Annotated in this window: 24 protein-coding genes and 1 riboswitch; of the genes, 15 read left to right on the forward strand and 9 right to left on the reverse strand. The window is 66.6% G+C overall.

Annotated elements, in window-relative coordinates; all coding sequences use genetic code 11:
- Window positions 1-6 precede the first annotated feature (6 nt).
- The 3 genes from EJO66_RS11945 to EJO66_RS11955 form a co-directional block, all read right to left on the reverse strand.
- The gene (locus EJO66_RS11945) at window positions 7-1,254 is read right to left on the reverse strand and encodes a metallophosphoesterase (RefSeq protein ID WP_124960356.1); all 1,248 of its coding nucleotides are present in this window, start codon (window positions 1,252-1,254) and stop codon (window positions 7-9) included.
- Window positions 1,255-1,385: 131 nt separating this feature from the next.
- Window positions 1,386-1,874 carry a hypothetical protein gene (locus EJO66_RS11950; RefSeq protein WP_124960357.1) on the reverse strand — a complete coding sequence of 163 codons (489 nt, stop codon included), beginning with the start codon at window positions 1,872-1,874 and terminating at the stop codon, window positions 1,386-1,388.
- Between the two features lie 138 nt (window positions 1,875-2,012).
- Window positions 2,013-2,525 carry a hypothetical protein gene (locus tag EJO66_RS11955; RefSeq protein WP_124960358.1) on the reverse strand — a complete coding sequence of 171 codons (513 nt, stop codon included), beginning with the start codon at window positions 2,523-2,525 and terminating at the stop codon, window positions 2,013-2,015.
- Window positions 2,526-2,827: 302 nt separating this feature from the next.
- On the opposite strand from EJO66_RS11955, the gene EJO66_RS11960 reads away from it, so the two are divergent.
- Complete coding sequence (locus EJO66_RS11960) at window positions 2,828-3,103, forward strand: hypothetical protein (protein ID WP_124960359.1); 276 nt, start codon at window positions 2,828-2,830, stop codon at window positions 3,101-3,103.
- Between the two features lie 72 nt (window positions 3,104-3,175).
- On the opposite strand, the gene EJO66_RS11965 is transcribed toward EJO66_RS11960, so the two are convergent.
- The 4 genes from EJO66_RS11965 to dnaA form a co-directional block, all read right to left on the reverse strand.
- Window positions 3,176-4,159: a JmjC domain-containing protein gene (locus EJO66_RS11965; protein ID WP_124960360.1), complete on the reverse strand. Its 984-nt coding sequence runs from the start codon at window positions 4,157-4,159 to the stop codon at window positions 3,176-3,178.
- A gap of 224 nt (window positions 4,160-4,383) precedes the next feature.
- Window positions 4,384-7,008, reverse strand: coding sequence for a DNA topoisomerase (ATP-hydrolyzing) subunit B (gyrB, locus tag EJO66_RS11970; RefSeq protein ID WP_125965341.1), 2,625 nt, complete (start codon window positions 7,006-7,008; stop codon window positions 4,384-4,386).
- Between the two features lie 134 nt (window positions 7,009-7,142).
- Window positions 7,143-8,249, reverse strand: a complete 1,107-nt coding sequence (gene dnaN / locus EJO66_RS11975) for a DNA polymerase III subunit beta (protein ID WP_124960362.1) — start codon at window positions 8,247-8,249, stop codon at window positions 7,143-7,145.
- Between the two features lie 89 nt (window positions 8,250-8,338).
- On the reverse strand, window positions 8,339-9,718 hold the full coding sequence (gene dnaA, locus EJO66_RS11980; protein WP_012745166.1) for a chromosomal replication initiator protein DnaA: 1,380 nt from the start codon (window positions 9,716-9,718) through the stop codon (window positions 8,339-8,341).
- A 287-nt stretch (window positions 9,719-10,005) separates the two neighbouring features.
- Between dnaA and rpmH the strand changes: the two genes are divergently transcribed.
- The 7 genes from rpmH to EJO66_RS12015 all read left to right on the forward strand — a co-directional run bounded on the left by rpmH (window position 10,006) and on the right by EJO66_RS12015 (window position 15,751).
- Window positions 10,006-10,140: a 50S ribosomal protein L34 gene (gene rpmH / locus EJO66_RS11985; protein ID WP_007834827.1), complete on the forward strand. Its 135-nt coding sequence runs from the start codon at window positions 10,006-10,008 to the stop codon at window positions 10,138-10,140.
- Between the two features lie 101 nt (window positions 10,141-10,241).
- The gene (locus EJO66_RS11990) at window positions 10,242-10,673 is read left to right on the forward strand and encodes a ribonuclease P protein component (protein WP_124960363.1); all 432 of its coding nucleotides are present in this window, start codon (window positions 10,242-10,244) and stop codon (window positions 10,671-10,673) included.
- The gene (yidD, locus tag EJO66_RS11995) at window positions 10,670-10,957 is read left to right on the forward strand and encodes a membrane protein insertion efficiency factor YidD (RefSeq protein ID WP_124960364.1); all 288 of its coding nucleotides are present in this window, start codon (window positions 10,670-10,672) and stop codon (window positions 10,955-10,957) included. Before EJO66_RS11990 ends, yidD begins: the two co-directional genes overlap by 4 nt.
- Window positions 10,954-12,645 carry a membrane protein insertase YidC gene (gene yidC / locus EJO66_RS12000; RefSeq protein WP_124960365.1) on the forward strand — a complete coding sequence of 564 codons (1,692 nt, stop codon included), beginning with the start codon at window positions 10,954-10,956 and terminating at the stop codon, window positions 12,643-12,645. Before yidD ends, yidC begins: the two co-directional genes overlap by 4 nt.
- A gap of 79 nt (window positions 12,646-12,724) precedes the next feature.
- The gene (mnmE, locus tag EJO66_RS12005) at window positions 12,725-14,143 is read left to right on the forward strand and encodes a tRNA uridine-5-carboxymethylaminomethyl(34) synthesis GTPase MnmE (RefSeq protein ID WP_125965342.1); all 1,419 of its coding nucleotides are present in this window, start codon (window positions 12,725-12,727) and stop codon (window positions 14,141-14,143) included.
- Between the two features lie 90 nt (window positions 14,144-14,233).
- Window positions 14,234-14,698, forward strand: coding sequence for a Crp/Fnr family transcriptional regulator (locus tag EJO66_RS12010; protein ID WP_124959242.1), 465 nt, complete (start codon window positions 14,234-14,236; stop codon window positions 14,696-14,698).
- A 93-nt stretch (window positions 14,699-14,791) separates the two neighbouring features.
- On the forward strand, window positions 14,792-15,751 hold the full coding sequence (locus EJO66_RS12015; protein WP_125965343.1) for a zinc ribbon domain-containing protein: 960 nt from the start codon (window positions 14,792-14,794) through the stop codon (window positions 15,749-15,751).
- A 25-nt stretch (window positions 15,752-15,776) separates the two neighbouring features.
- Here the strand turns inward: EJO66_RS12015 and EJO66_RS12020 are convergent, their stop codons facing one another.
- A complete protein-coding gene (locus EJO66_RS12020; RefSeq protein ID WP_124959240.1) occupies window positions 15,777-17,762 on the reverse strand; it encodes a monovalent cation:proton antiporter family protein in 1,986 nt (661 codons plus the stop codon).
- 87 nt (window positions 17,763-17,849) lie between these two features.
- Between EJO66_RS12020 and EJO66_RS12025 the strand changes: the two genes are divergently transcribed.
- The 4 genes from EJO66_RS12025 to EJO66_RS12040 are packed head-to-tail and all read left to right on the forward strand — an operon-like array spanning window position 17,850 to window position 20,819.
- Complete coding sequence (locus EJO66_RS12025) at window positions 17,850-18,848, forward strand: KpsF/GutQ family sugar-phosphate isomerase (protein ID WP_124959239.1); 999 nt, start codon at window positions 17,850-17,852, stop codon at window positions 18,846-18,848.
- Window positions 18,848-19,396 carry a KdsC family phosphatase gene (locus tag EJO66_RS12030; RefSeq protein ID WP_124959238.1) on the forward strand — a complete coding sequence of 183 codons (549 nt, stop codon included), beginning with the start codon at window positions 18,848-18,850 and terminating at the stop codon, window positions 19,394-19,396. Before EJO66_RS12025 ends, EJO66_RS12030 begins: the two co-directional genes overlap by 1 nt.
- Window positions 19,393-20,028: an LPS export ABC transporter periplasmic protein LptC gene (gene lptC / locus EJO66_RS12035; protein ID WP_124959237.1), complete on the forward strand. Its 636-nt coding sequence runs from the start codon at window positions 19,393-19,395 to the stop codon at window positions 20,026-20,028. The genes EJO66_RS12030 and lptC overlap by 4 nt, the downstream gene beginning before the upstream one ends.
- Window positions 20,029-20,036: 8 nt before the next feature.
- Window positions 20,037-20,819: an SDR family oxidoreductase gene (locus EJO66_RS12040; protein WP_124959236.1), complete on the forward strand. Its 783-nt coding sequence runs from the start codon at window positions 20,037-20,039 to the stop codon at window positions 20,817-20,819.
- Window positions 20,820-20,899: 80 nt separating this feature from the next.
- Here the strand turns inward: EJO66_RS12040 and EJO66_RS12045 are convergent, their stop codons facing one another.
- Entirely contained in the window at window positions 20,900-21,442 is a 543-nt protein-coding gene (locus EJO66_RS12045; RefSeq protein ID WP_124959235.1) for an RNA recognition motif domain-containing protein, read from the reverse strand.
- A gap of 263 nt (window positions 21,443-21,705) precedes the next feature.
- A riboswitch (yybP-ykoY riboswitch) is annotated at window positions 21,706-21,891 on the forward strand.
- An 8-nt stretch (window positions 21,892-21,899) separates the two neighbouring features.
- On the opposite strand from EJO66_RS12045, the gene EJO66_RS12050 reads away from it, so the two are divergent.
- From EJO66_RS12050 to metW, 3 genes are all read left to right on the forward strand, one after another.
- On the forward strand, window positions 21,900-22,463 hold the full coding sequence (locus EJO66_RS12050) for a TMEM165/GDT1 family protein (protein WP_125965344.1): 564 nt from the start codon (window positions 21,900-21,902) through the stop codon (window positions 22,461-22,463).
- Between the two features lie 133 nt (window positions 22,464-22,596).
- Entirely contained in the window at window positions 22,597-23,772 is a 1,176-nt protein-coding gene (metX, locus tag EJO66_RS12055; RefSeq protein WP_125965345.1) for a homoserine O-succinyltransferase MetX, read from the forward strand.
- Window positions 23,769-24,356, forward strand: a complete 588-nt coding sequence (metW, locus tag EJO66_RS12060) for a methionine biosynthesis protein MetW (RefSeq protein WP_021013169.1) — start codon at window positions 23,769-23,771, stop codon at window positions 24,354-24,356. Before metX ends, metW begins: the two co-directional genes overlap by 4 nt.
- Window positions 24,357-24,374: the final 18 nt, after the last annotated feature.

A 24,374-nucleotide genomic window follows, 5' to 3' on the forward strand; every position in this document is an offset into this window, starting at 1 on the left:
GGCGCGTCACCCGCGCGCCACGACCAGGGTCAGCAGCGTGATTTCGGACGGCGCGCCAAAGCGCTTCGGCGGCCCCCAGTAACCCGTGCCGCGGCTCACGTAGACCCACATGTCGTGCAGCCGGTGCAGGCCGGCGGTGAAGGGCTGCTGCATCGGCACGAACAGGTTCCACGGAAAGAACTGGCCGCCGTGCGTGTGGCCCGACAGCTGCAGCTGGTAGCCGGCCTGGGCCGCCAGCGTCGCGCTGCGCGGCTGGTGCGCTAGCAGCACCCGCGTGTGCACCAGCGGCGGCGCGTCGAACAGCGCCAGGTGCGGATCGCTGGCATGCGCGGCGTCGAAATGGCCGGCCGTGTAGTCGGTCACGCCCGCCAGCACCAGCTGGCTCTCGAACAGCTCTTCGTCGTTCTGGGCGCCCCGCACGTTGCGCGTCTGCAGCACCACATGCTCATTGAGCAGCACCTTCAGGCCCAGCCTGCGCAGCTCGTCGATCCACGCGTGCGCACCGGCGTAATACTCGTGATTGCCGGTGACCACGAAAGTACCGTGGCGCGCACGCAGGCCGGCCAGCGGCGCGATGTGCTCGCGCAGCTCGGCCACGCTGCCGTCCACCAGGTCGCCGGTGATCGCGATGGCATCGGCGCCGAGCCGGTTCACCGCATCGACGATGCGCTGGATGTAGGCGCTGCGGATCGTGGGGCCGACGTGGATGTCGCTGAGCTGCGCGATCGTGAAGCCCTCGAGCGCCGCCGGCAGTCCGCGGATCGGAACCTCCACGCGCTTCACGTCCGCCGTGCGGCGGGCATTGAGAAAACCCACCATCGACACCAGCGTGGCCAGCACCAGCACGGCCATCGCGCTCCATGGCAGCACGGCATGCCAGGGCACCGGTGCGCCGAACAGCACGCTCGCCAGCCAGGCGAGCAGCAGGCCCGCATCGCGCAGCAGCGTCGCCACGAACAGCGAGGAGAACCAGCCCATGCTGATGAGCCCCGTCCATTGGAGCAATTCGCCCGCCGAGGCGCCGCGCTCCCTGCCGCGCGAGACAAAGGGCAGCGGGATCGTGAGAGCCGAGATGGCGAGCGCGGCCAGGGCGAGCGGCCAGGCCGGCGTGAGCATGGCCAGCGCGGGCAGCAGGCGCAGCGCAATGTAGGCATGCAGGAGCGCGGTGAGCACGCTCAGGGAACGTATCGGCATGGGGGCAATGGGAACGGGCGTTGCCCGGGATACGGCATCTGCAAGGCGCATGCCGCGCATTCAAGGTGGCCTGCGATCGGCCTCTCGCTATTTTTTCTATAGCGCCGGGCTACCGGATAGCAGGCGCCGCGAGCGACGCCGACAGAAAAGCCGAAGGCCCGGCGGCCCTTCTCGAGATTGTGACTCGCAGCCTACTGCACCGCGCGCGTGCCGGCAGAAGCCATATCGGTGCCCGCCGGCCACAGGAATGCCACCCGTGCGGGCGTGCCCGGCCTGAGCTGCAGCGTTTGCTTAAGCGTGTTTCCACGCAAGCGAGCCTCCACTTCATAGGTGCCGGGGTCGAGTCGCGCCACCATGAACGGGCCGGCCGACTCCACGTTGTCGAGCAGCACGGCGCCATGGCTGTCGCGCACGGTCACGCGCACGTCGGATGCGAACTCGGCGCCCTTGTGGTCCTTGATCGCGAATTCGAAGGTGGCAGGCCAGCGCGGCGCCACCGTCTCCATCAGCTTGGCCTCGTCGCTGCCGATGCCGCCGCTCATGTATTCGATGCCGTGCGCCATGCGGATCGGCGGGTTGAACGCCGCATGCGCCGAAGAGGAAAGCGCCGCGAGAAGAACGGCGCCGCACAGCATGGCGGCCGCCAGGGGCCGCGTCTGCGATGAAATCCGGGGGGTCATGGTCTGGTCCTTTCTTGCTTGCTTGTCTGCGTGGCCGGGGAGGGCCACGGCGCCACTGTGCGGCGCACGGCTTAGGCAAGGCTTAACGGAAAGGGCCAGGCCCGGCCGAGCCGGGAAAAGAAGAAAGGACGGGGAAGCTCAGCGCGCCGCGGAGGACTGCGCGAGCGCCTGCGGCATCGGCGGCATCACCGAGGCCATGTCGAAGTTCGACGGCCACATGAACACCGCCCGGGCCGGCACGCCCGCAATCACCGTCAGCGTCTGCGTGATCGTGAGGCCGCCGAGCGTCACGTTCACGTCGTAGGCGCCCGGATCCAGCCGCGCGAGCATGTAGGGGCCCTGCGACTGCGCCTCCATCACGGGGCGGCCCGTGTACTTCTCGCGCACCTGGACCGCTGCGCGCACCGGGAAATTGCCGCGCTGCGCGCTGTCGTTGATGCCGAATTCGATGGTGGCCGCCCAGCGCGGCGAGACCATCTGCATGAAGGCCGCCTCGGCCTTGTTCGTGCCGCCGCACATGTATTCGACGCCCTGCGCCATCTGGATGGGCGGGTTCGAGAACGCATGGGCCGATGTCATCGCCCCGAAGAATGCTGCTGTGCCGCCCAGTACCAGTGCAGCCATCGGCTGCCGCAGACGCATAAGGTTCATTGCTTCGATGTCCTCGATCATGGGGTGACGTGAAATCCGTCGAGGATTTTGCTTAGCAAGAGTCGGGCTAGATATAGCGTTTACGAGGAAGGATCCTCGGGGACGTATTGAACGCTATTGTTTTAATAGCTGATGACAGGTGTGTGACGGGCGTCGGCGCCCTTTTGAAAGCTCCTCCCTATGAAAACCCTGAGAGGCCGCGCTGTGGGCCCGATTCGACGCGATGCACGTCATCGGCGCCTACAGAGGTGCATTGCATCGCTGGTTATGAAGAAAGTTCGTACAGCAGAAAGGAGCTTCAAATGACCATTGGATCCAGGATCGAGGCAATCAAGCAGAAGGACGCACGGCGGCCAGGTTTCCCGGGCGAGCATCTCGCTGTTCTGGGCACGGGCCTCCTGCTCTTGCTGACGGCGGGGCGCAGCCGCTCGCTGGGACGCCGCCTGTTGGCGGGAGCCGCCGGCGGTGCGCTGGTTGGCCGCGCGGCGAGCGGGACCGGCGGGTTGGCGCGCGTCGCGCGGATGATGCAGCGAGGCCGGGGCGGCAGGAACGGCGTTCGCGTGCACCGGTCGATCTGAGTCCCGGGGCCGTCAGGCTTGGCGCCGGTCTCCGAAACCGTCAGGATCGGAGAGGTTTCGCAGATTCGTTTTTCAGTAGGAGCCCGGCGGCGGCGTGTGTTTGAAGCGTCGCGCCGAGGTCATGCAGATGAACCGGGCGCGCGCTGCGCCAAGCCGGGCCCGGCCGGCGCCAACCAGGCCGCCGACGGCTGATTTGACAGCGTCCGCCGTCGGCGATTCCCTCGGATACGAGGGAGACAGCCCGCACTTGCGCATCAGCCGGTTCACTTGGTGAATGCGGGCCACCTCGCGCGTGGCGGCGGTGTAGAAGGTCACCCCGATCGAGATCGAAAGGCGATCGCCAGGGGCGGCGCGGCCAACCTCGGACCTCGTCATGTGGGGCGAGGTGCTCGGGAAGTAGACGGCATCCCCCGGCTGTGCATCGAACTCCAGCCCGCGCGACAAGAACGCTTCATTGAAGTGCACTTTCCCGAGTGACTGCGTGACGATGAAATCCTCCACGGCTTCGGCTGGCACGATGCTGCGATCGCGGTGATCCCAGACGTTGAGGATCTTGTGTCCATGCAGCTGCAGCCAGAAGTTGTTCTCGCGATCGATGTGAAAGGGCGTGACGGAAGGCGGCGCAGCGAAGAAGACGAATCCGTTCACCCTGAAGATGTCCGGTTGCTCGCGCTCGACCAAGGAGCGCATCGAATTCACCACCAACATCAGCAGGGCCTGGTAGCGGGGGATGACTTCAATGTTGTAGAAGGCCACCGAAGAACCCGGCTCCTCCATGCGTTGGAAGAATTCCTCGATGCTGCGTCCGTCAGGAGGCCGGCTGTCGTGCGCGAGCCTGGACGCGACCGTCCTTTTCGGGTCCATGAACCTGCATTGGTCCAGCTTCGAGAGGTCCATCCCGAGCTTCACGAGTTCAGGCACCTGAAACAGGGGATGCTCGTGGAAGTTGTGGTGCATCGGCGTGATCCTCTGGGTAGAGAAGCCGCCAGGGTCGTCCGTCCACACCCGATACATCGTTTCCGAAGCCCCGATGGAATTCATGTTGGCGACGCACATCGCATCCTCCGGATCGCTTTTGGGCTCCTTCCCCTGAAACGAGGTTCAGGCGGAGTCCGCGAGCAGAAGTAATACTTTGGAATTCAATTCTGGATCGGACTCCTGACTTTCGCCTGACAACGGAGGCCGATTGGTGAAAGTACTGCCAAAAAAAAAGGGCCCAAAGGCCCTTTTCTTGATGACCGTCGTCAGTCATCCCTGCCGGCAGTCCCGGCTCTGCAAATTTACACGTCGATATTCGCCGCCCGCAGCGCGTTCTGCTCGATGAACTCGCGGCGCGGTTCGACCTCGTCGCCCATCAGCATCGTGAACACGCGGTCGGCTTCGATGGCGTCGTCGATCTGCACGCGCAGCAGGCGGCGCACGGTCGGGTCCATGGTGGTTTCCCACAGCTGCGCGGGGTTCATTTCGCCCAGGCCCTTGTAGCGCTGGCGCGAAGTGGCGTTTTCGGCCTGGCCGATGAGCCACTTCATCGCGATGCGGAAGTCGGCCACCTTTTCTTCCTTGGCGCGCTCGCCTTCGCCGCGGCGGACGGTGGCGCCCTCGCTGCTCAAGAGGTTGCGGAAGGTGTTGGCGGCTTCGGCGAGTGCGGCGTAGTCGGCGCCGTGCACGAAGTCCTGCGTGAGCACGCTGCTCTTGACGTTGCCGTGATGGCGGCGGCTGATGCGCAAGAGCGGCTTGTCGGTGCGGGCGTCGAACTCGCTGCTCACCTCGGCCGGCACGCCGGTGGTGTTGAGCTCGCGCAGCTTGGCCTGCAGCGCCACGGCCGAGGCTTCGGCCGCGGGCGTGGTGTCGAGGTCGAGCGCCACGCCGTCGGCAATGGCGCGCAGGGCTTCGGCATCCATGAAGTTGCGCAGCCGCGCGATCACGGCCTCGGCCAGCTGGTGCTTGCGCGCGAGCTCGGCCAGCGTGTCGCCGGCGAGGGTGGTCGAGTTGGGGCCGCCGGTCTCGATGCTCGCGTCCTTCAGCGCCACCTTGAGCAGGAAGGCGTCCAGCGCGGGGCCGTCCTTCAGGTACTGCTCTTCCTTGCCGACCTTCACCTTGTACAGCGGCGGCTGCGCGATGTAGATGTGGCCGCGCTCGACCAGCTCCGGCATCTGCCGGTAGAAGAAGGTGAGCAGCAGCGTGCGGATGTGGGCGCCGTCGACGTCGGCGTCGGTCATGATGATGATGCGGTGGTAGCGCAGCTTGGCGACGTTGAAGTCGTCCGCCCCGCCGCCCGCGCTGGTGGCGCCGGCGCGGCCGATGCCGGTGCCCAGCGCCGTGATCATGGTGAGGATTTCGTTGCTGGTGAGCAGCTTCTCGTAGCGCGCCTTTTCCACGTTCAGGATCTTGCCGCGCAGCGGCAGGATGGCCTGGAACTTCCGGTCGCGGCCCTGCTTGGCGGAGCCGCCGGCGGAGTCGCCCTCCACCAGGTAGACCTCGCACAGCGCCGGGTCCTTTTCCTGGCAGTCGGCCAGCTTGCCGGGCAGGCCCATGCCGTCGAGCACACCCTTGCGGCGCGTCATTTCGCGGGCCTTGCGCGCGGCTTCGCGGGCGCGGGCGGCCTCGACGATCTTGCCGCAGATGATCTTGGCGTCGTTCGGGCGCTCCTGCAGGTAGTCGGTCAAGAGGCGCCCGACGATGTCTTCCACCGGCGCGCGCACTTCGCTGGACACCAGCTTGTCCTTGGTCTGGCTCGAGAACTTGGGCTCGGGCACCTTCACGCTCAGCACGCAGCACAGGCCTTCGCGCATGTCGTCGCCGGTGACTTCGACCTTGGCCTTCTTGGCGAACTCGTTTTCTTCGATGTACTTGTTGATGACGCGGGTCATCGCGGCGCGCAGGCCCGTGAGGTGGGTGCCGCCGTCACGCTGCGGGATGTTGTTGGTGAAGCACAGCACCTGCTCGTTGTAGCCGCTGTTCCACTGCATCGCCACCTCGACGCCGATGTGCGTGCCCGGGATGCCGCCGTAGGTGTCGGCCGGCTTCTCGCCCATCGCGTAGAACACGTTGGGGTGCAGGACGGTCTTGCCCTTGTTGATGAAGTCGACAAAGCCCTTGACGCCGCCGGCGCCCGAGAAGTCGTCTTCCTTGCCGCTGCGCTCGTCCTTCAGGCGGATGCGCACGCCGTTGTTCAAAAAGCTCAGCTCGCGCAGGCGCTTGGAGAGGATTTCGTAGTGGAAATCGGCGTTCTCCTTGAAGATCTCGGTGTCGGGCAGGAAGTGGACTTCGGTGCCGCGCTTGTCGGTTTCCCCGATGATCCGCATCGGCGACACCTCGACGCCGTTCACGATCTCGAGCAGGCGGTTCTGCACGAAGCCGCGGCTGAATTCGAGCTCGTGGATCTTGCCTTCGCGCCGCACCACCAGGCGCAGCATCACGCTCAGCGCGTTCACGCAGCTCACGCCCACGCCGTGCAGGCCGCCCGACACCTTGTAGCTGTTCTGGTTGAACTTGCCGCCCGCGTGCAGCTCGGTGAGCGCGATTTCGGAAGCCGAGCGCTTGGGCTCGTGCTTGTCGTCCATCTTCACGCCCGTGGGAATGCCGCGGCCGTTGTCGGTGACCGAGATCGAGTTGTCGGTGTGGATGGTGACGACGATGTCGTCGCAATGGCCGGCCAGCGCCTCGTCGATGGAGTTGTCGACCACCTCGAACACCAGGTGGTGCAGGCCCGTGCCGTCGGAGGTGTCGCCGATGTACATGCCGGGGCGCTTGCGCACCGCCTCGAGCCCTTCGAGGATCGTGATCGAGCCTTCGCCGTAGCTGGTGTCGGCGGGCGTGATCTCGATCGGTACCGCACTCTCGATTTCGGGCGTGTAGACCGGCTCGGTGTGGGGTACTTCGGGCTTGTTCTCTTCTGCACTCATTCGGATATTCCTCTATCTCTCACGGCATTCACGGGATTTCTCGGGCTCTCGGAGCCGGTTTTTCCTGCCTCTTGAAAGCGCAAACCCGCGGAGGGCCGCGGGCTGTCTGCGCAAGGCGCTGTGTTTTCTGGCTTCTAGATTCGCATCGGCATCACGACGTACTTGAAGGATGCGTTCTCGGGGATGGTCAACAGGGCCGAACTGTTGGAGTCGGCCAGGTCGAGCTTCACCATGTCCTGGCCCATGTTGGACAGCGCGTCGATCAGGTAGGTCACGTTGAAGCCGATCTCGATGGCGTCGCCGCCGTAGTCGATGTCGAGTTCGTCCTGCGCCTCTTCCTGCTCGGCGTTGTTCGATGCGATGCGCAGCGTGCCGGGCTCGATGTTCAGGCGCACGCCCTTGAACTTCTCGCTCGTCAGGATGGCTGTGCGCTGCAGGCTGGCCAGAAGCGGCGCGCGGCCCAGCGTGACGCTGTTCTTGTGGTTCTTGGGAATCACGCGGTTGTAGTCGGGGAACTTGCCCTCGACCAGCTTGGTGACGAACTCCATGCCGCCAAAGCTGAACTTGGCCTGGTTGTTCGCAAACTGCATCTCGATGGCGCCCTCGGCGTCCGACAGCAGGCGCTGCATCTCGAGCACGGTCTTGCGCGGAAGAATGACTTCCTGGCGCGGCACCTCGACGTCGAGCGTGGCCGACGAGAACGCCAGGCGGTGGCCGTCGGTGGCCACCAGGCTCAGCTGCTTGCCTTCGGCCACGAACAGGATGCCGTTCAGGTAGTAGCGGATGTCGTGCACGGCCATCGCGAACGAAACCTGCGAGAGCAGGTCCTTCAGCGTCTTTTGGGGCACGCTGAACACCGGGCCGAAGTTGGCGGCTTCCTGCACCAGCGGAAAGTCCTCGGCCGGCAGCGACTGCAGCGTGAAGCGGCTCTTGCCGCCCTTGAGCACCAGCTTGCTCGCGCTCGATTCGAGGCTCACGGTCTGGTCGGCCGGCATGGTGCGAAGGATGTCGATCAGCTTGCGTGCGCCGATGGTGGTGGTGAAGTTGCCTTCATCGCCGCCGAGTTCGGCCGTGGTGCGGATCTGGATCTCGAGGTCGCTGGTGGTCAGCTGCAGCTGGCCGCCGGTCTTGCGGATCAGCACGTTGGCCAGGATCGGCAGCGTATGGCGCCGTTCCACGATGCCTGCCACCGACTGCAGCGCGGCGAGGACCTTGTCTTGGGTTGCCTTCAAAACGATCATGTCTTCTTCCTCTTCTCTTATCTCTTTGAATCCGCCAGTGAGACGCCATTCTCCGCTGTTGCGAGGGGCATGCCTGATGACATCCGGGATCAGCCCTTGAGCGTCTGCTCGAGCACGTGCAGCTGCTGGTTGAGCTCGGTGAGCTGCTGGCGCTCGCCCGAGATCTTGCGCACCGCGTGCAGCACCGTCGTGTGGTCGCGCCCGCCGAACAGCTCGCCGATTTCGGGCAGGCTCTTCTGCGTGAGCTCCTTGGCCAGGTACATCGCGATCTGCCGCGGCCGCGCAATGCTGGCCGGGCGCTTCTTGCTGTACATGTCGGCGACCTTGATCTTGTAGTAGTCGGCCACCGTCTTCTGGATATTTTCGACCGAGATCTGCCGATTCTGGATCGACAGCAGGTCGCGCAGCGCCTCGCGCGCCAGGGCGATCGAGATCTCCTTCTGGTTGAAGCGCGAGTAGGCCAGGATCTTGCGCAGCGCCCCTTCGAGCTCGCGCACGTTGGAGCGCACGTTCTTGGCGACGAAGAAGGCCACTTCCTCGGGCATCTCGGCCGATTCGGCGCGCGCCTTGTTGATCAGGATGGCCACGCGCATTTCGAGCTCGGGCGGCTCGATCGCCACCGTCAGGCCCGAATCGAAGCGCGAGACCAGCCGCTCGTGGATGTCGGCCAGGCCCTTCGGGTAGGTGTCGCTGGTCATCACGATGTGCGATTTCTTGGCCAGCAGGGCCTCGAACGCATTGAAGAATTCTTCCTGCGTGCGGTCCTTGTTGGCGAAGAACTGCACATCGTCGATCAGCAGCAGGTCGAGCGAGTGGTAGCGCTCCTTGAACTCGTCGAAAGTCTTGCGCTGGTAGGCCTTGACCACATCCGAGACGAACTGCTCGGCATGGATGTAGAGAACTTTGGAATCCGGGCGGTCGGCCAGGAGCCGGTTGCCCACCGCGTGCATCAGGTGGGTCTTGCCCAGGCCGACGCCGCCGTAGATGAACAGCGGGTTGTACAGGTGGCCCGGCATGCCGGCCACGTGCATGGCGGCGGCGCGCGCCATGCGGTTGGCCGTGCCCTCCACCAGCGTGTCGAAAGTGAGGCCTGAATTCAGCCGGTTCTTGAAGCCGGCGTTGGCAGGCTCCTCGCCCGGGCCGGCCACGTCCCGCGGCACGTCGGTTTCGGCCAGCACGGCAACCGGGGCAGAACGCACGGGCGCTTCCCGCGGAGCAAGTGCTAACTCAACCGCCACCGGCTGACCGTACATCTTCTCGGCCATGGCGGCAATCTTGCCTGCGTACTGGGCCCGGATCCAGTCGAGCTTGAAGCGGTTGGCAACGAACACCGTCATGCGCGAAAGGTCGTCCGCGACCTGCGCTGTCAGGGGCTTGATCCAGGTGTTGAACTGCTGCTCGGACAGCTCCTGCGCGAGCTGGTCGACGCAGGCTTGCCAGAGGCTTTCGCCGATGCCGTCAGTGGACATGGGCGCTTGAAAAAATGGTGAAACCCTCGGGCATTTTTTGGTATATGTATTGTGGATATTCTCTGCTGAAGGCGCTTCGCATTCTAACTTGTCAAAACCTTATCCACACGCTGCCCGCGGCGGCGAAAGGCCCGCAAATCCAGTCGAAGATTGTTCGGGGCCCGAATGTTTGCGATAATTGCGGGTTTCCCTGAAAACCTCATTGCGTCTTTCGGGGGCCAATCCGAAACACGCTCTCCGGCGCCCGCGGCTTTTTCGCCTGCGGAAACAGGGAATCAGGAACCATCATGAAACGCACATACCAAGCATCCAAAGTCCGCCGCGCCCGTACCCACGGCTTTCTGGTCCGCATGAAGACCCGCGGCGGCCGTGCCGTCATCAACGCACGCCGCGCCAAGGGCCGCAAGCGCCTGGCCGTCTGACGGCAGCCCGCCTGCCGTTGCCAGCAGCCGAACCGCCAGCGCCAGCTCCTGCAGCCAGCGCTTCTGGCCCGACCCGTAACGGCGGACGCGACTCGGCTTCCATGCAGCGGCTCAAGACCCGCGCGCAATTCCAGGCCGTCCTCGCAGGTGCCACCGTGGCGCGCACTGCTCATTTCGCATTGCATCGCTGTGCGCTCGATCTTTCGTCGAGCGCACAGCCGTTGTTCGCGTCCGACGATGTCTGGCTGGGCGCCATGGTGCCCAAGCGCTGGGCGCGCCGCGCGGTCACGCGCAATGCCATCAAGCGCCAGATCTACACCGTGAGCGCCGCGCCCGACGCCGGCCTGCCGCGTGCTGCGCACGTGGTGCGGCTGCGCGCGGGTTTCGACCGCAAGGAATTCGTGAGCGCCTCCTCGGACAAGCTCAAGGCTGCCGTTCGGGCCGAACTCCAGCAGTTGCTGGCGCGCGCCGCGCGTGCGCCGGTGCCGCCGGCCGTGCCCCCCTCTGCTTCCTCCTCTCCCTCCTCCTCATGAAACGCCTGCTGATCGGCCTCGTGAAGGGCTACCGCCTGCTGCTGAGCCCCTGGCTCGGCCAGTCGTGCCGCTTCACGCCGACCTGCTCCGTGTATTCGATCGAGGCGCTGGAAGTGCACGGTGCGCTCAAGGGCAGCTGTCTCACCTTGCACCGCATCGCACGCTGCCAGCCCTGGTGCCAGGGCGGGCACGATCCGGTTCCACCGGCATCACAGTGTCGTACTGACAAGTCAGGCTCACTGTTTTCGTCTCTCCTCTCCTCCGACAAGAAGTCTTCGTCATGAACGATATCCGCCGCACGATCCTGTGGGTGATTTTTGGTTTCTCGCTGGTGCTGCTGTGGGACCAATGGCAGGTCTTCAACGGCAACAAGCCGACCTTCCTGCCATCGAGCAAGCCGGCCGCCGTGGCCAGCGCTCCGGCAGGCACCACGCCAGCCGCCGGCAACGGCGTGCCCACCGCATCCGCCGCCAGCGGCAGCGCGGGCGCCGTGCCCACGCAGGCCGCGCCCGCGGCGCCGCGCGAGCAGGTCAACGTGACCACCGACCTGTTCAAGGCGGTGATCGACAGCGAAGGCGCCACGGTCAACTACCTCGAACTGCTCAAGTACGACGAGGCCGACCACACCAAGCATGTCGTGCTGTTCGAGAATGCCTCGCCGGCCACCCGCTACCTGGCGCAGACCGGCCTGCTGAACCCCGTCGATACCGGCGACCGCTTCCCCAACCACCTGACGCCGATGGCGCCGAAAGCCGGTCCGCGCGAAATGGCCGAAGGCCAGAACACGCTGGAGGTGGGCTTCGAAAGCGCGCCGGTCGGCGGCCTGAAGTACGTCAAGACCTACATCTTCAACCGCGGCGACTACACCATCGGCGTGCGCCACGAGGTCGTCAACGTGAGCGACCAGCCGCGCGATGCGCAGCTCTACATGCAGCTGCTGCGCCACGGCACGGTGGCCGCCGGCACGATGTTCGGCACCAACACCTTCACCGGTCCGGCCGCCTACACCAACGAGAAGAAGTTCCACAAGCTCGACTTCTCGGACATTGCCAAGGGCAAGGTCCAGCCGCCCCCGCCCGCCAACGATGGCTGGATTGCCATGGTGCAGCACTACTTCGTGTCGGCCTGGCTGCTCAAGGGCGACCCGGCCAGCGAACAGCTCAAGCGCGAATTCCGCGTGAAGGACCTGGGCGACAATCTCTACACCGTCGCCATGGTGGCGACGCTGCCGAAGATCGCGCCGGGACAGACGCAGGTGGTCAACAGCGCCTTGTTCGCCGGCCCCGAGGAAGAAAAGAAGCTCGAAGCCATCGCGCCGGGCCTGGACCTGGTCAAGGACTACGGCATCTTCGCGATCATCTCCAAGCCGCTCTATTGGCTGCTGAACCAGCTGCACGGCATCCTGGGCAACTGGGGCTGGGCCATCGTGGCGCTGGTGGTGCTGCTGAAGGCCGCCTTCTACTGGCTCAACGCCAAGGCCTACGCAAGCATGGCCAAGATGAAGGCCATCAACCCCAAGATCATGGAAATGCGCGAGCGGCTGAAGGACAAGCCGCAGGAAATGCAGCAGGAAATGATGCGGATCTACAAGACCGAGAAGGTCAATCCGATGGGCGGCTGCTTCCCGATCGTGATCCAGATCCCGGTGTTCATCGCCCTCTACTGGGTGCTGCTGTCGTCGGTCGAAATGCGCCACGCGCCGTGGATCGGCTGGATCACCGACCTGTCGGCACCGGACCCCTGGTACATCCTGCCGATCGTGATGACGCTCACCTCGCTGTTCCAGACCTGGCTCAACCCGACGCCGCCCGATCCGATGCAGGCCAAGCTGATGTGGATCATGCCGCTCGCGTTCAGCGTGATGTTCATCTTCTTCCCGGCCGGTCTGGTGCTGTACTGGATCACCAACAACGTGCTGTCGATCGCGCAGCAGTGGTTCATCAACAAGCGGCTGGGCGTGCTGGGCAAGTAAGCCGCAGCTGCCTGCGTCACTCGCAAGAAAGGGCCGCCTGCGCGGCCCTTTTTCTTTTTGCTGAAAGAATCGCACCTCCATGACCTTCGCCCGCACCACCGATCCCATCGTCGCCATCGCCACCGCTTCGGGGCGCGGGGCGGTGGGCATCGTGCGGGTGTCTGGCGCCCGGCTCGCGCCGTTGGTCGACGCGCTCTGCGGCCGGCCGCTGAAGCCCCGCGAAGCCACCTATCTCCCTTTCCGCGATGCGGCCGGCGAACCGGTCGACCACGGCCTGGCCATCTGCTTTCCCTCGCCCCATTCGTTCACGGGTGAAGACGTGCTCGAACTGCAGGCCCACGGCGGAACGGTCGTGCTGCAGCTGCTGCTGGCGCGCTGCCTCGAAGCCGCCGCCGAGCCCGACCCGGTCACCGGCCGGCCGCGCCTGCCCGGCCTGCGCGTGGCCGAACCGGGCGAGTTCAGCCAGCGCGCCTTTCTCAACGGCAAGATCGACCTCGCCCAGGCCGAAGCCATTGCCGACCTGATCGACGCCAGCACCGAGGCGGCCGCGCGCAGCGCCGGGCGGTCGCTTTCGGGCGCCTTTTCGCGCGAGATCCACGCGCTGCGCGATGCGCTGATCCACCTGCGCATGCTGGTCGAGGCGACGCTCGACTTTCCGGAAGAGGAAATCGACTTTCTCCAAAAAGCCGATGCAGCCGGGCAACTGGCGAAGCTGCAGATGCAGCTGGCGGCAGTGCAGCAGCGCGCAAAACAAGGCGCGCTGCTGCGCGAAGGCATCAAGGTGGTCATTGCAGGCCAGCCCAACGCGGGCAAGAGCTCGCTGCTCAACGCGCTGGCCGGCGCCGAGCTGGCCATCGTGAGCGCGGTGGCGGGCACGACGCGCGACGTGGTGTCGCAGACCATCCAGATCCACGGCGTGCCGCTGCACGTGGTGGACACGGCCGGCCTGCGTGAAAGCAGCGACGAGGTCGAACAGATCGGCGTGGCCCGCGCCTGGGGCCAGATCGAGGGCGCCGATGCCGTGCTGTTCCTGCACGACCTGACGCGTGCCGGCCAGCCCGACTATGCCGCCGCCGACGCCGAGATCCTGCGCGGGCTGCAACAGAAGCTGCCCGCGAGCGTGCCGGTGCTCGATGTCTGGAACAAGCAGGACGCCGCGCCAATGCCGGATACGGTGGGTGCGGCCCGAGGCATCGCCCTGTCCGCCAAGACCGGCCTCGGCATCGAGGCGCTGCGCGAACAGCTGCTGGCCATGGCCGGCTGGCAGGCCGTGCCCGAGGGCGTCTACCTGGCGCGGGCGCGCCATGTGCAGGCGCTGGGCCAGGTCGAGATCCACCTGGCGCTGGCCGCGGGCCATCTGGCGGCGCAGGCGCAGCTGCTCGATCTGCTGGCCGAGGAACTGCGCCTCGCGCAGAACGCGCTGAACGAAATCACCGGCGAGTTCGGCGCCGACGACTTGCTGGGTGTCATCTTTTCTCGCTTCTGTATCGGCAAATAGCGACAGCTCGCCCGAAAAACGTAAAGAGTTGTAGTCGAAAGCCGCGCCCTTCGCGGATACTCCGGCACAGATGCGGGGGTTGAGAAAAGCATGTCCATCCAGAACCTGAGCCGCGCAATCGCGGACAACAACAGCAGCAGCGACGCCTTCGCGTTGACGCTCAACGTACAGCAGTGGGAAACGCTGGCGGGCTACCTGCAGCCCATCGAGACAGGTGTCGGCGACGTTCTCATCGAGCAGGGCACGCACGACCGGTCGGTGTACTTCCTCGAGAGCGGCGCCATCAGCGTGCACCGCGTGAGCAGCAAGGAGCAGATGAAGCTGGCCGTGCTCATGCCTGGATCGGTGGTGGGCGAAGGCTCCTTCTTCTCGCGCCAGCCGCACTCCGCCAACGTGGTGGTCACCGGCGCGGGCCGCGTGTGGCGCCTCACGGCGATCCGCTTCGCGGAAATGTCGAACCGGCAGCCCAACCTGGCCCTGGAGATTGCCATGGGGCTCGGCGCGGTGATCGCCAAGCGCATGGCCCACCGGTCCAAGCGCGTCGCGGTGACCTGAGCACCGGCCTGCCGCTTCGCCCCCTCGAATTTGGCCTCGACGGCTCTTCGCCGCCAGTTTTCCTGAAATCGTTTTCCCTAGAAGTCCGTCGTCATGGCCTTGATCTGTCCGGTGTGCAGCGCGGAGAACCGCGAGGGCGCCAATTTCTGCCGCGGCTGCGGCGGCAAGCTGGCGCCTGCGGCCCCCGCGCCGATGGCGCCGCCTCCGGCCCCCGGCAGCAGATCGGAGCGCGAGTGGGCCGCCACGGCGCCCGCGCAACTGCGTGCGCCCACCATTCCGGGCGGGCTGTTCGAAACCGGCGCCTGCGCGGCTTCCGCTGCCTCTTCCGCGAGCGCGGGCCTGCTGGACGACGACAAGACCGTCATCGTCGCACCGGGGTCTTCCGAGCGGCTGCCTTTGCGGCAGCGGGATGGCCATGCGAGGAAGAAATCCTCCTCTTCTTCTTCCTCCGGGACCAGGACGCGGCGGCCCGCCGGCGCCGGCGCGCCGAAGAAGCCGTCGCGTTCCCGCGGCATGTGGCTGTGGGGAGCGTTGCTGGCGGTGGGCTTGCTCATGATCGCCGCCGGCTGGTACGGCTACGGAACCGGCAAGCCGTCCGAAGAGACTTCTCCGGCTGCGGTGCCTCCCATGCCGGCCCCTGCGCCCGCCCTGCTGCCCGAGCCGGCTGCGGCGGTGCCGGAAGAACCTCCTGCCGCCGAGCCGCCCGCCGCGGAGGCTGCGGCATCGGTTGCGGCGACGGTCGCGCCGGCCGCCGCCAATCCCAAGCCGCCATCCGCCACGGCCAAGCCGCGCAAGCTGGCGCCAGCGGCGCCCTTGCAGCCTGGCGCGACCGAGCCCGCACCGGCTCCCGCCGCCGCGCCTCCTTCGTCTCCGGCACCGGCGGCGCCTGCCGATCCCCAGGCTCTCTGTGGCGACCGGAACTTCATCGCGAAGGCCCAGTGCATGGCCGCGCAGTGCCTCAAGCCCGAATACAAGCCGCATGCACAGTGCGAAGCCGTGCGACGGCAGCAGCGCATCGAGGAAGAAAAGCGCAATCCCTCGCTGATGAACTGAGCTCACGCGCTCCGGGCGGAGAGGCTCAGCCCTTTTGCAGGCGCTCTATGGCCACGGCCAGGGCGGCGGGCTTGCCGCACAGCACGAGCGTGTCGCCGTCGGTCAGCACGGTGTCGTCGGTGAACACCTGGTTCTGGCCGTCGTGGCGGCGCAGGCTGGCGACGCGCACGCCCAGGCTTTCGAGCGCCATCCGCGCCAGGGTCTGGCCGACGGCGCGGGCGCCGGGGGTGAGGGTGAAGGTGTTGAGCCGCTCGTGGTCGAGCTCGTCGGCGTTGTCGTCGTCCGCACCGTGGAAGTAGCCGCGCAGCAGGTTGTAGCGCGCGTCGCGCTGGTCCTGCACCACGCGGATCACGCGCCGCATGGGCACGCCGACCAGCGCCAGCGCATGGCTTGCGAGCATCAGCGAACCCTCGATGGCCTCGGGCACCACCTCGGTCGCACCGGCCGCCTGCAGCTTCTCGAGGTCGAGGTCGTCCTGCGTGCGCACGATCACCGGCACCTGCGGCGCGTGGGAGCGGATGTTGGCCAGCACCTTCATGGCGCCCGGAACGTCGAGATAGGTCACGACCACGGCGCTGGCGCGGGCCAGGCCGGCCGCCATCAGCGCCTGCAGCCGCGCCGCGTCGCCGAACACCACCGAATCGCCCGCCGCAGCCGCCTGGCGCACGCGGTCGGGGTCGAGGTCCAGCGCCATGTAGGGAATGCCTTCGCGCTCCAGGATGCGCGCCAGGTTCTGGCCGCAGCGCCCGTAGCCGCAGATGATCACATGCTTGGCGGTGTTGATGGTCTTGCGCGCGATGCTGGTCATCTGCAGCGATTGCTGGAGCCAGTCGCTTGCCACCAGCTTGCGCACGATGGCGTTGGTGTACATCACGATGAACGGCGTGGCGAGCATCGACAGCACCATCGAGGCCAGCACCGGGTGGGCCAGCCACGGCGGCAAGAGGCTGCGCTCCTGCGCCAGCGCCAGCAGCACAAAGCCGAATTCGCCGGCCTGCGCCAGGTAGAGGCCGGTGCGCAGCGATACGCCCGCGGTGGCGCCCAGCACCCGTGCCAGCACCGTCACCAGCGCCAGCTTGAACGCCAGCGGCAGCACCAGCAGCACGGCCACCAGCGCCCAGCGCTCCACCACGATGTGCCAGTCGAGCGACATGCCCACCGTGATGAAGAAGAGGCCCAGCAGCACGTCGTGGAACGGGCGGATGTCGGTTTCGACCTGGTGCTTGTATTCGGTCTCCGACACCAGCATGCCGGCGATGAAGGCGCCCAGCGCCAGGCTCAGCCCGGCCAGGTCGGTGAGCCAGGCCAGGCCGAGCGTGACCAGCAGCACGTTCAGGATGAAGAGCTCCTCGCTGCGCCGCCGCGCAACGAGCGTGAGCCACCAGCGCATGATGCGCGGGCCGCCGTAGAGCAGCACGCCGATCAGCAGCGTGGCCTTCACCAGCGCCAGGCCGATGGCCTTGGCCAGCGTCTCGGGCGGCGCGCCCAGCGCGGGAATCAGCACCAGCAGCGGCACCACCGCCAGGTCCTGGAACAGCAGCACGCCCATCACGCGCTTGCCGTGTTCGCTCTCGAGCTCGAGCCGCTCGGCCATCAGCTTGACCACGATCGCGGTGCTGCTCATCGTGAGGGCGCCCGACAGCGCCAGCGCCGTCTGCCATCCGAGCCGCCAGGCCGGCGGGAGCTGCGAGGCGATGAGGAGCGCCCCGGCGGTGGCAATGGCCATGGTCAGCAGCACCTGCAGCAGGCCCAGGCCGAACACGTGCTTGCGCATGGCGCGCAGCTTGGGCAGGCTGAATTCGAGCCCGATCACGAACATCAGGAACACCACGCCGAATTCGCCGAGATGGCGGATGGCCTCGGAGTTCTGCGCCAATGCCAGCGCATGCGGCCCGATCAGGACGCCGGCCGACAGATAGCCCAGCATCGGCGGCAGTTTCAGCGAGCGGCAGACCACCACGCCGAGCACTGCGGCCAGCAAATACATCAGCGTGAGATCGAACGAGGACATGGCCGGATGCTAGAGCAATGTCCATGCCCCGAACGTGCGGCTTGTACCGGGCGGCGGCGCGCGCCGGCCGGCCCGTAAAATCCGCCGATGAGTTCAGCTCCCCTGCCCCCCGTGGTCGACGCCGACGCAATCCTGGCGCGGGCGCGCGCCACCTTCGACATCGAGTCCGATGCCGTGCTCGGCCTCAAGTCGCGCGTGGGCCCGAGCTTCATCGACGCCGTGCGCAAGATCCTCGACGTGCGCGGCCGTGTGGTCGTCATGGGCATGGGAAAAAGTGGCCATGTCGGCCGCAAGATCGCGGCAACGCTGGCCTCCACCGGCACCCCGGCCATGTTCGTCCACCCGGCCGAAGCCAGCCACGGCGATCTCGGCATGATCAAGCCGGTCGACCTGGTGCTGGCCATCTCCAACAGCGGCGAGGTCGACGAGCTCACCGTGATCCTGCCAGTGGTCAAGCGCCAGGGCGTGCCCCTGATCGCCATGACCGGCCGCACCGATTCCACCCTCGCGCGCCACGCCGACATCGTGATCGACGCCGGCGTTGCCAAGGAGGCCTGCCCGCTCAACCTCGCCCCCACCGCGAGCACCACGGCCCAGATGGCCATGGGCGACGCGCTGGCCGTGGCGCTGCTCGACGCGCGCGGCTTCGGCTCCGAGGACTTCGCGCGCTCGCACCCCGGCGGCGCGCTGGGCCGCAAGCTGCTCACGCATGTGAGTGACGTGATGCGCTCGGGCGACGATGTACCGCGCGTGCCGCCGACGGCCACCGTCAGCGAGCTGATGCGCGCGATGAGTATCAACGGCTTCGGTGCCGCCGCGGTGGTCGAGCCCGACGGCCGGGCGCTGGGCATCTTCACCGACGGCGACCTGCGCCGCCTGATCGAGGCCGGCGCCAACCTGCGCACGCCCAAGGCGGCCGACATCATGCACCGTGACCCGCGCACCATCCGCGTCGACGCGCTGGCGGTGGAAGCGGCCGAACTCATGGAGCAATGCGGCATCACCCGCCTGTTCGTGATCGATGGCGCGGGGGTGATCGTCGGAGCGGTGAACACCAACGACCTGATGCGCGCGAAGGTCATCTGATGCCGATCGACTTCCAGGCCGAGACCTTGCTCGCCGCGCAGGACGTGCGCATCGCGTTCTTCGACATCGATGGCGTGCTGACCGACGGCGGCGTGTATTTCACCGAGCATGGCGAAACCCTCAAGCGCTTCAGCATCCTGGACGGCTACGGCTTCAAGCTGCTGCGCCTGGCGGGCATCACGCCCGCGGTGATCACCGGGCGCGACTCCAAGCCGCTGCGCGTGCGGCTCGAAGCACTGGGCATCCAGCACGTGCGCTACGGCACCGAAGACAAGCTGCCGGCGGCGCAGGCCATGCTCGAGGAGCTCGGTTTCAGCTGGCTGCAGGCCGCGGCCATCGGCGACGACTGGCCCGACCTGCCCGTGCTGGCGCGCGTCGGTTTTGCGGCCGCGCCCGCCAATGCGCATGTCGAAGTGCGCGATGCGGTCAACTACGTCACCCGCGCACGCGGCGGGGAAGGCGCGGCGCGCGAGTTCTGCGATCTGCTGCTGACCGCCTGCGGCCAGTACCGGCGCCTGCTCGACGCCGCCCGGGGCCCGAGGCAATGAAGCGTGCCTGGAACCTGCTGCGCGACGTGCTCGACCGCGCCACGATCTACCTGCCCATCATTCTCACGGCGGCCGTTGCGCTCGGCACTTACTGGCTCGTGCGCAACGCGCCCAAGCTGCTCGAACCCACGGCCAAGGCCGCGCCCACGCACGAGCCCGACTATTTCATGCGCGGCTTCGTGATCAAGAACTTCCTGCCCAACGGCGACCTGCGCAGCGAACTCCACGGCAAGGAAGGCCGGCACTATCCCGACACCGACACCGTCGAGGTCGACGACGTGCGCATGCGCTCCGTGTCGCCGCAGGGCTACACCACCCACGCCACCGCCAATCGCGGCCTCTCGAATTCCGATGGCAGCGAGATCCAGCTCTTCGGCAACGCCATCGTCATCCGCGACCCGGTGGTGGGCGCCAACGGCAAGTCCACGCCGCGCCTGGAGTTCCGCGGCGATTTCCTGCATGCCTTCCTCGACACCGAACGCGTGACCTCGAACAAGCCGGTCACGCTCATCCGCGGCAGCGACCAGTTCACCGCCGACAACCTCGACTACGACAACCTGAGCGGCGTTGCCAACCTGACCGGCCGGGTGCGCGGCGTGCTGATTCCCTCGGCGGCCGGCAAGCCGCGCTGAACCCGCGCATGAGCCCATCCCCGCTTGTCTTCATCACCGGCGCATCGAGCGGCATTGGCCAGGCCCTGGCGGCCAGCTTCTACGAGGCGGGCTACCGCCTGGCGCTGGTTGCGCGGCGCACCGCGGAAATCGAATCCTGGGCCGGCGAACGCCAGCTGGACCCCGCCCGCTACCAGGTCTATGGCGCCGACGTGGTGCAGACCGACAGCATCGTGGCCGCCGGCGCTGCCTGCGTCGAGCGCCAGGGCCTGCCCGACGTGGTGATTGCCAACGCCGGCATCAGCGTGGGCATCGACACGGCAGAGCGCGAGGACATCGAGGTGATGGCCCGGACCTTCGCCACCAACAACGTCGGCCTGATGGCCACCTTCCATCCTTTCGTGGCGGCAATGAGGCAGCGCGGCAGCGGCCGGCTGGTCGGCATCGCGAGCGTCGCGGCCATTCGCGGGCTGCCGGGGCACGGCGCCTATTGCGCCAGCAAGGCGGGCGTGGTCGCGTACTGCGAGAGCCTGCGCGGCGAGCTGCACAACAGCGGCGTCAAGGTCGTCACGCTCTGCCCCGGCTACATCGACACGCCGCTGACCCAGGGCAACCGCTACGGCATGCCCTTTCTCATGAAGGCCCAGGACTTCGCCGACCAGGCGCTGCGCGCCATCGAGGCCGGCACCAGCTACCGCGTGATTCCCTGGCAGATGGGCGTGGTCGCCAAGCTGATGCGCATGCTGCCGAACGCGCTGCTCGACCGTGCCGTGCAGGGCCGCGCCCGCAAGAAGCGCAGCGGCGAAGGCTGATGAATTCGCCGGGGCGGCGGCTCCAATGAAAAAGGCTCCCTGAGGAGCCTTTTTTGCTTGTGTGTGCCGGGATGCAGCGTTCAGTAGCCGCTGTTGCCGCCGCCACCGTAGCCGCCACCACCGCCGGAGCGGCCACCGCCGCCACCACGCGGGCCGGCACCGTAGGGGCTGCGGAAGCCGCCATCGCCGCCACCGCCACCACCGCCGGAGCGGCCACCACCACCGCCGCCATAGCCGCCGCCACCACCGGAGCGGCCACCGCCACCACCACCGTAGCCGCCACCACCGCCGCCGTAGCCACCGCCACCACCGCCGCCATAACCACCACCGCCGCCGCCGTAGCCGCCGCCACCACCGCTGCGCGGAGGACGTGCTTCCATGGGACGTGCTTCGTTGACGACGACGCTGCGGCCGCCGAGCGGCTGGCCGTTCATGCCATTGATGGCCGCCTGCGCTTCCGCGTCACTGCCCATCTCGACGAAGCCGAAGCCCTTCGAGCGGCCCGTGTCGCGTTCCATCATGACCTTGGCGCTGGTCACCGCGCCGAATTGTCCAAAAGCCTGTTCGAGATCACTGTCGCGCACCGAATAAGGCAGGTTGCCGACATACAGTTTGTTGCCCATCAAGGGACTCCTATAAACACATAGCAAGAAAAGCGATGGAGTCCCGAAAGCATCACTCAAACGAGAGCCGTCGAGTCGCGCGAAACTGACCGATCACCGAACTGCCTCCCCGGCAAAATGAAGAGGGAGGCTCGTGCATTATGGGTGAAATACGTGGAATGCAAGCAGTAATTTGCTGCATCCTGCAGGGCCTCGAAAAATTTAAGAGAAGCTAGCGCACGCTTACAAACTCGGCCGATGTCTGCAGCGCAGCAGGTAGAATCCGACCCGTCATTGGGGAGTAGCCGCCTTCCATCGCGAGAAGGGCCCGCGTCAACAGACTTGTCCTGCCCCACACAGGACATGGCGCGTGCAGTGAACACACCTGGCGAGACCTTTGACCGTGCAACTTCGGGACTATGGCCGAAGGTGTTGCACGGTCAATTGCGTCCTTCGGCCCAAGGAACCCCTCTCTTTCATGGAAGCTTTTCTCGTTGCAACCGGCGTGGTTGCGCTCGCCGAAATGGGCGACAAGACCCAGTTGCTGGCTCTCCTGCTCGCGGCGCGTTTCAGGAAACCCTGGCCGATCGTGCTCGGGATCTTCGCGGCCACCATCGTCAACCACGCGCTGGCCGGTGCGGTCGGCAACTGGATCACCCACTGGCTCGGGCCCGACATGCTGCGCTGGATCCTGGGCGGCTCGTTCATCGCGATGGCGGCGTGGATGCTGATTCCCGACAAGCTCGACGAAGACGACGCCCCCGCGGCCACCCACTACGGGGTCTTCGGCACCACGCTGGTCGCGTTCTTCCTGGCCGAAATGGGCGACAAGACCCAGATCGCGACCGTCATGCTGGCCGCCCGCTTCACGCAGGACTACGTCTGGGTGGTCGCCGGCACGACGCTCGGCATGATGCTGGCCAACGCGCCGGTGGTGTGGCTCGGCGAGAAGATCGTGCGGCGCGTGCCCATCAAGCTGGTGCACGGCATCTCGGCCGCGATCTTCCTCGTGCTCGGCCTCGTGATGATCGTCGGCTGGTAGCGCGGCGGGGCGATATACTGCCGCCTGCGCCGATTTGCTACAGCTTGCGGGCGCTTAATAAATTCAGCTAAAGACAGTCAAGTTGGCGAACAAGCAACCCGGCTCGTTTTTGGCGAGGCCGGGTTTTTCATTGATGTCGTCACCTCCCTTGGTCGTCACTCCGCAGTCGATGCAGTTCGAGGGCCCGCTGGCCCTGCGCAGCGGCGCGTCCCTCGGCAGCTACACGCTCGCCTACGAAACCTACGGCAGCCTGAACGCGGAGCGCAGCAACGCGGTGCTGGTGTGCCATGCGCTCAATGCCTCGCACCACGTGGCCGGCACCTACGAAGGCCAGGCGCGGTCCGAGGGCTGGTGGGACAACATGGTGGGTCCGGGCAAGCCGGTCGACACCGACCGCTTCTTCGTGATCGGTGTGAACAACCTCGGCTCCTGCTTCGGCTCCACCGGCCCGATGCACGCCGATCCCGCCACCGGCCGCGTCTATGGCGCGGACTTTCCGGTGGTCACGGTCGAAGACTGGGTCGATGCGCAGGCGGCGCTGCTTGACGCGCTCGGCATCCGCACGCTCGCGGCCGTGATGGGCGGCAGCCTGGGCGGCATGCAGGCGCTGTCGTGGACGCTGCAGTACCCCGATCGCGTGCGGCATGCCGTGGTGGTGGCCAGCGCGCCCAACCTCACGGCCGAGAACATCGCCTTCAACGAAGTGGCGCGCCGCGCCATCGTCACCGATCCCGACTTCCACGGTGGCCATTTCTACGAGCATGGCGTGATCCCCAAGCGGGGCCTGCGCATCGCGCGGATGATCGGCCACATCACCTACCTGAGCGACGACGTCATGAACGCGAAGTTCGGCCGCATCCTGCGCAGCGCGGTTGAGGGCGAGGCGGCGGGGCTCGACTACCGCTACTCCACGCAGGATGTCGAGTTCCAGATCGAGAGCTACCTGCGCTACCAGGGCGACAAGTTCAGCGAATACTTCGACGCCAACACCTATCTCCTGATCACGCGAGCGCTCGACTACTTCGACCCCGCGCGCTCGCACGGCGGCAACCTCAGCGCGGCTTTCGCCGGTGCCACGGCCAAGTTCCTGCTCGTGAGCTTCAAGACCGACTGGCGCTTCTCGCCCGCGCGCAGCCGCGAGCTGGTGAAGGCGCTGCTCGACAACCGCCGCAACGTGAGCTACGCCGAGATCGACGCGCCGCACGGGCACGACGCCTTCCTGCTCGACGACGTGCGCTACATGGGCGTGGTGCGTTCCTACTTCGAGCGCGTGGCGCAAGAAGTGCTGGCCGAAGGGAGCGCATCGTGAGCGATATTGAAACCCAGCGGCTCATCGCCAACCTCGTGCCCGAGGGCGCGCGCGTGCTCGACCTCGGCTGCGGCGACGGCGCCCTGCTCGACCTGCTGCAGCGCGAGCGCGGCTGCACCGGCTACGGCGTGGAAATTGCCGACGGCAACGTGCTGCAGTGCATCCGCCGCGGCGTCGACGTGATCCAGCTGAATCTCGATGAAGGCCTGGCGATGTTCGACGACGCCTCGTTCGACGTGGTGCTGCAGATCGACACGCTGCAGCATCTGCGAAACGCCGAGATCATGCTGCGCGAAACCGCGCGCGTGGGCCGCATCGGCATCGTGGCCTTTCCCAACTTCGCGCACTGGCCCAACCGCATCAGCATTGCGCGCGGCCGCATGCCGGTGACGCGCCGCCTGCCCTACCAGTGGTACGACACGCCCAACATCCGGGTCGGCACCTTCAAGGATTTCGAGGTGCTGGCGCAGAAGAACAGCCTGCGCGTGCTCGATGCCTTCGGCGTGCAGGAAGGCCGCAGCGTGCGCTGGCTGCCCAATGCGCGCGCGGGCACGGCCGTGTTCAAGTTCGAGCGGGAGCGCTGAGCGATTCCGCGCCCCGAC

It is taken from the genome of Variovorax beijingensis (assembly GCF_003951285.1).
Taxonomy (GTDB): Bacteria; Pseudomonadota; Gammaproteobacteria; order Burkholderiales; family Burkholderiaceae_C; genus Variovorax; species Variovorax beijingensis.

What these genes read in the sequence shown, in the direction of transcription:
- EJO66_RS12015 (WP_125965343.1), top strand. Translation starts at nt 14,792, where the DNA reads ATGGCCTTGATCTGTCCGGTGTGCAGCGCGGAGAACCGCGAGGGCGCC.
- rpmH (WP_007834827.1), top strand. Translation starts at nt 10,006, where the DNA reads ATGAAACGCACATACCAAGCATCCAAAGTCCGCCGCGCCCGTACCCAC.
- metX (WP_125965345.1), top strand. Translation starts at nt 22,597, where the DNA reads ATGTCGTCACCTCCCTTGGTCGTCACTCCGCAGTCGATGCAGTTCGAG.
- EJO66_RS12040 (WP_124959236.1), top strand. Translation starts at nt 20,037, where the DNA reads ATGAGCCCATCCCCGCTTGTCTTCATCACCGGCGCATCGAGCGGCATT.
- EJO66_RS12030 (WP_124959238.1), top strand. Translation starts at nt 18,848, where the DNA reads ATGCCGATCGACTTCCAGGCCGAGACCTTGCTCGCCGCGCAGGACGTG.
- EJO66_RS11960 (WP_124960359.1), top strand. Translation starts at nt 2,828, where the DNA reads ATGACCATTGGATCCAGGATCGAGGCAATCAAGCAGAAGGACGCACGG.
- EJO66_RS12045 (WP_124959235.1), bottom strand. Translation starts at nt 21,442, where the DNA reads ATGGGCAACAAACTGTATGTCGGCAACCTGCCTTATTCGGTGCGCGAC.
- EJO66_RS11955 (WP_124960358.1), bottom strand. Translation starts at nt 2,525, where the DNA reads ATGAACCTTATGCGTCTGCGGCAGCCGATGGCTGCACTGGTACTGGGC.
- EJO66_RS12050 (WP_125965344.1), top strand. Translation starts at nt 21,900, where the DNA reads ATGGAAGCTTTTCTCGTTGCAACCGGCGTGGTTGCGCTCGCCGAAATG.
- gyrB (WP_125965341.1), bottom strand. Translation starts at nt 7,008, where the DNA reads ATGAGTGCAGAAGAGAACAAGCCCGAAGTACCCCACACCGAGCCGGTC.
- EJO66_RS12020 (WP_124959240.1), bottom strand. Translation starts at nt 17,762, where the DNA reads ATGTCCTCGTTCGATCTCACGCTGATGTATTTGCTGGCCGCAGTGCTC.
- dnaA (WP_012745166.1), bottom strand. Translation starts at nt 9,718, where the DNA reads ATGTCCACTGACGGCATCGGCGAAAGCCTCTGGCAAGCCTGCGTCGAC.
- dnaN (WP_124960362.1), bottom strand. Translation starts at nt 8,249, where the DNA reads ATGATCGTTTTGAAGGCAACCCAAGACAAGGTCCTCGCCGCGCTGCAG.
- mnmE (WP_125965342.1), top strand. Translation starts at nt 12,725, where the DNA reads ATGACCTTCGCCCGCACCACCGATCCCATCGTCGCCATCGCCACCGCT.
- EJO66_RS11945 (WP_124960356.1), bottom strand. Translation starts at nt 1,254, where the DNA reads ATGCGCGGCATGCGCCTTGCAGATGCCGTATCCCGGGCAACGCCCGTT.
- EJO66_RS11990 (WP_124960363.1), top strand. Translation starts at nt 10,242, where the DNA reads ATGCAGCGGCTCAAGACCCGCGCGCAATTCCAGGCCGTCCTCGCAGGT.
- EJO66_RS11950 (WP_124960357.1), bottom strand. Translation starts at nt 1,874, where the DNA reads ATGACCCCCCGGATTTCATCGCAGACGCGGCCCCTGGCGGCCGCCATG.
- yidD (WP_124960364.1), top strand. Translation starts at nt 10,670, where the DNA reads ATGAAACGCCTGCTGATCGGCCTCGTGAAGGGCTACCGCCTGCTGCTG.
- EJO66_RS11965 (WP_124960360.1), bottom strand. Translation starts at nt 4,159, where the DNA reads ATGTGCGTCGCCAACATGAATTCCATCGGGGCTTCGGAAACGATGTAT.
- EJO66_RS12010 (WP_124959242.1), top strand. Translation starts at nt 14,234, where the DNA reads ATGTCCATCCAGAACCTGAGCCGCGCAATCGCGGACAACAACAGCAGC.
- yidC (WP_124960365.1), top strand. Translation starts at nt 10,954, where the DNA reads ATGAACGATATCCGCCGCACGATCCTGTGGGTGATTTTTGGTTTCTCG.
- lptC (WP_124959237.1), top strand. Translation starts at nt 19,393, where the DNA reads ATGAAGCGTGCCTGGAACCTGCTGCGCGACGTGCTCGACCGCGCCACG.
- EJO66_RS12025 (WP_124959239.1), top strand. Translation starts at nt 17,850, where the DNA reads ATGAGTTCAGCTCCCCTGCCCCCCGTGGTCGACGCCGACGCAATCCTG.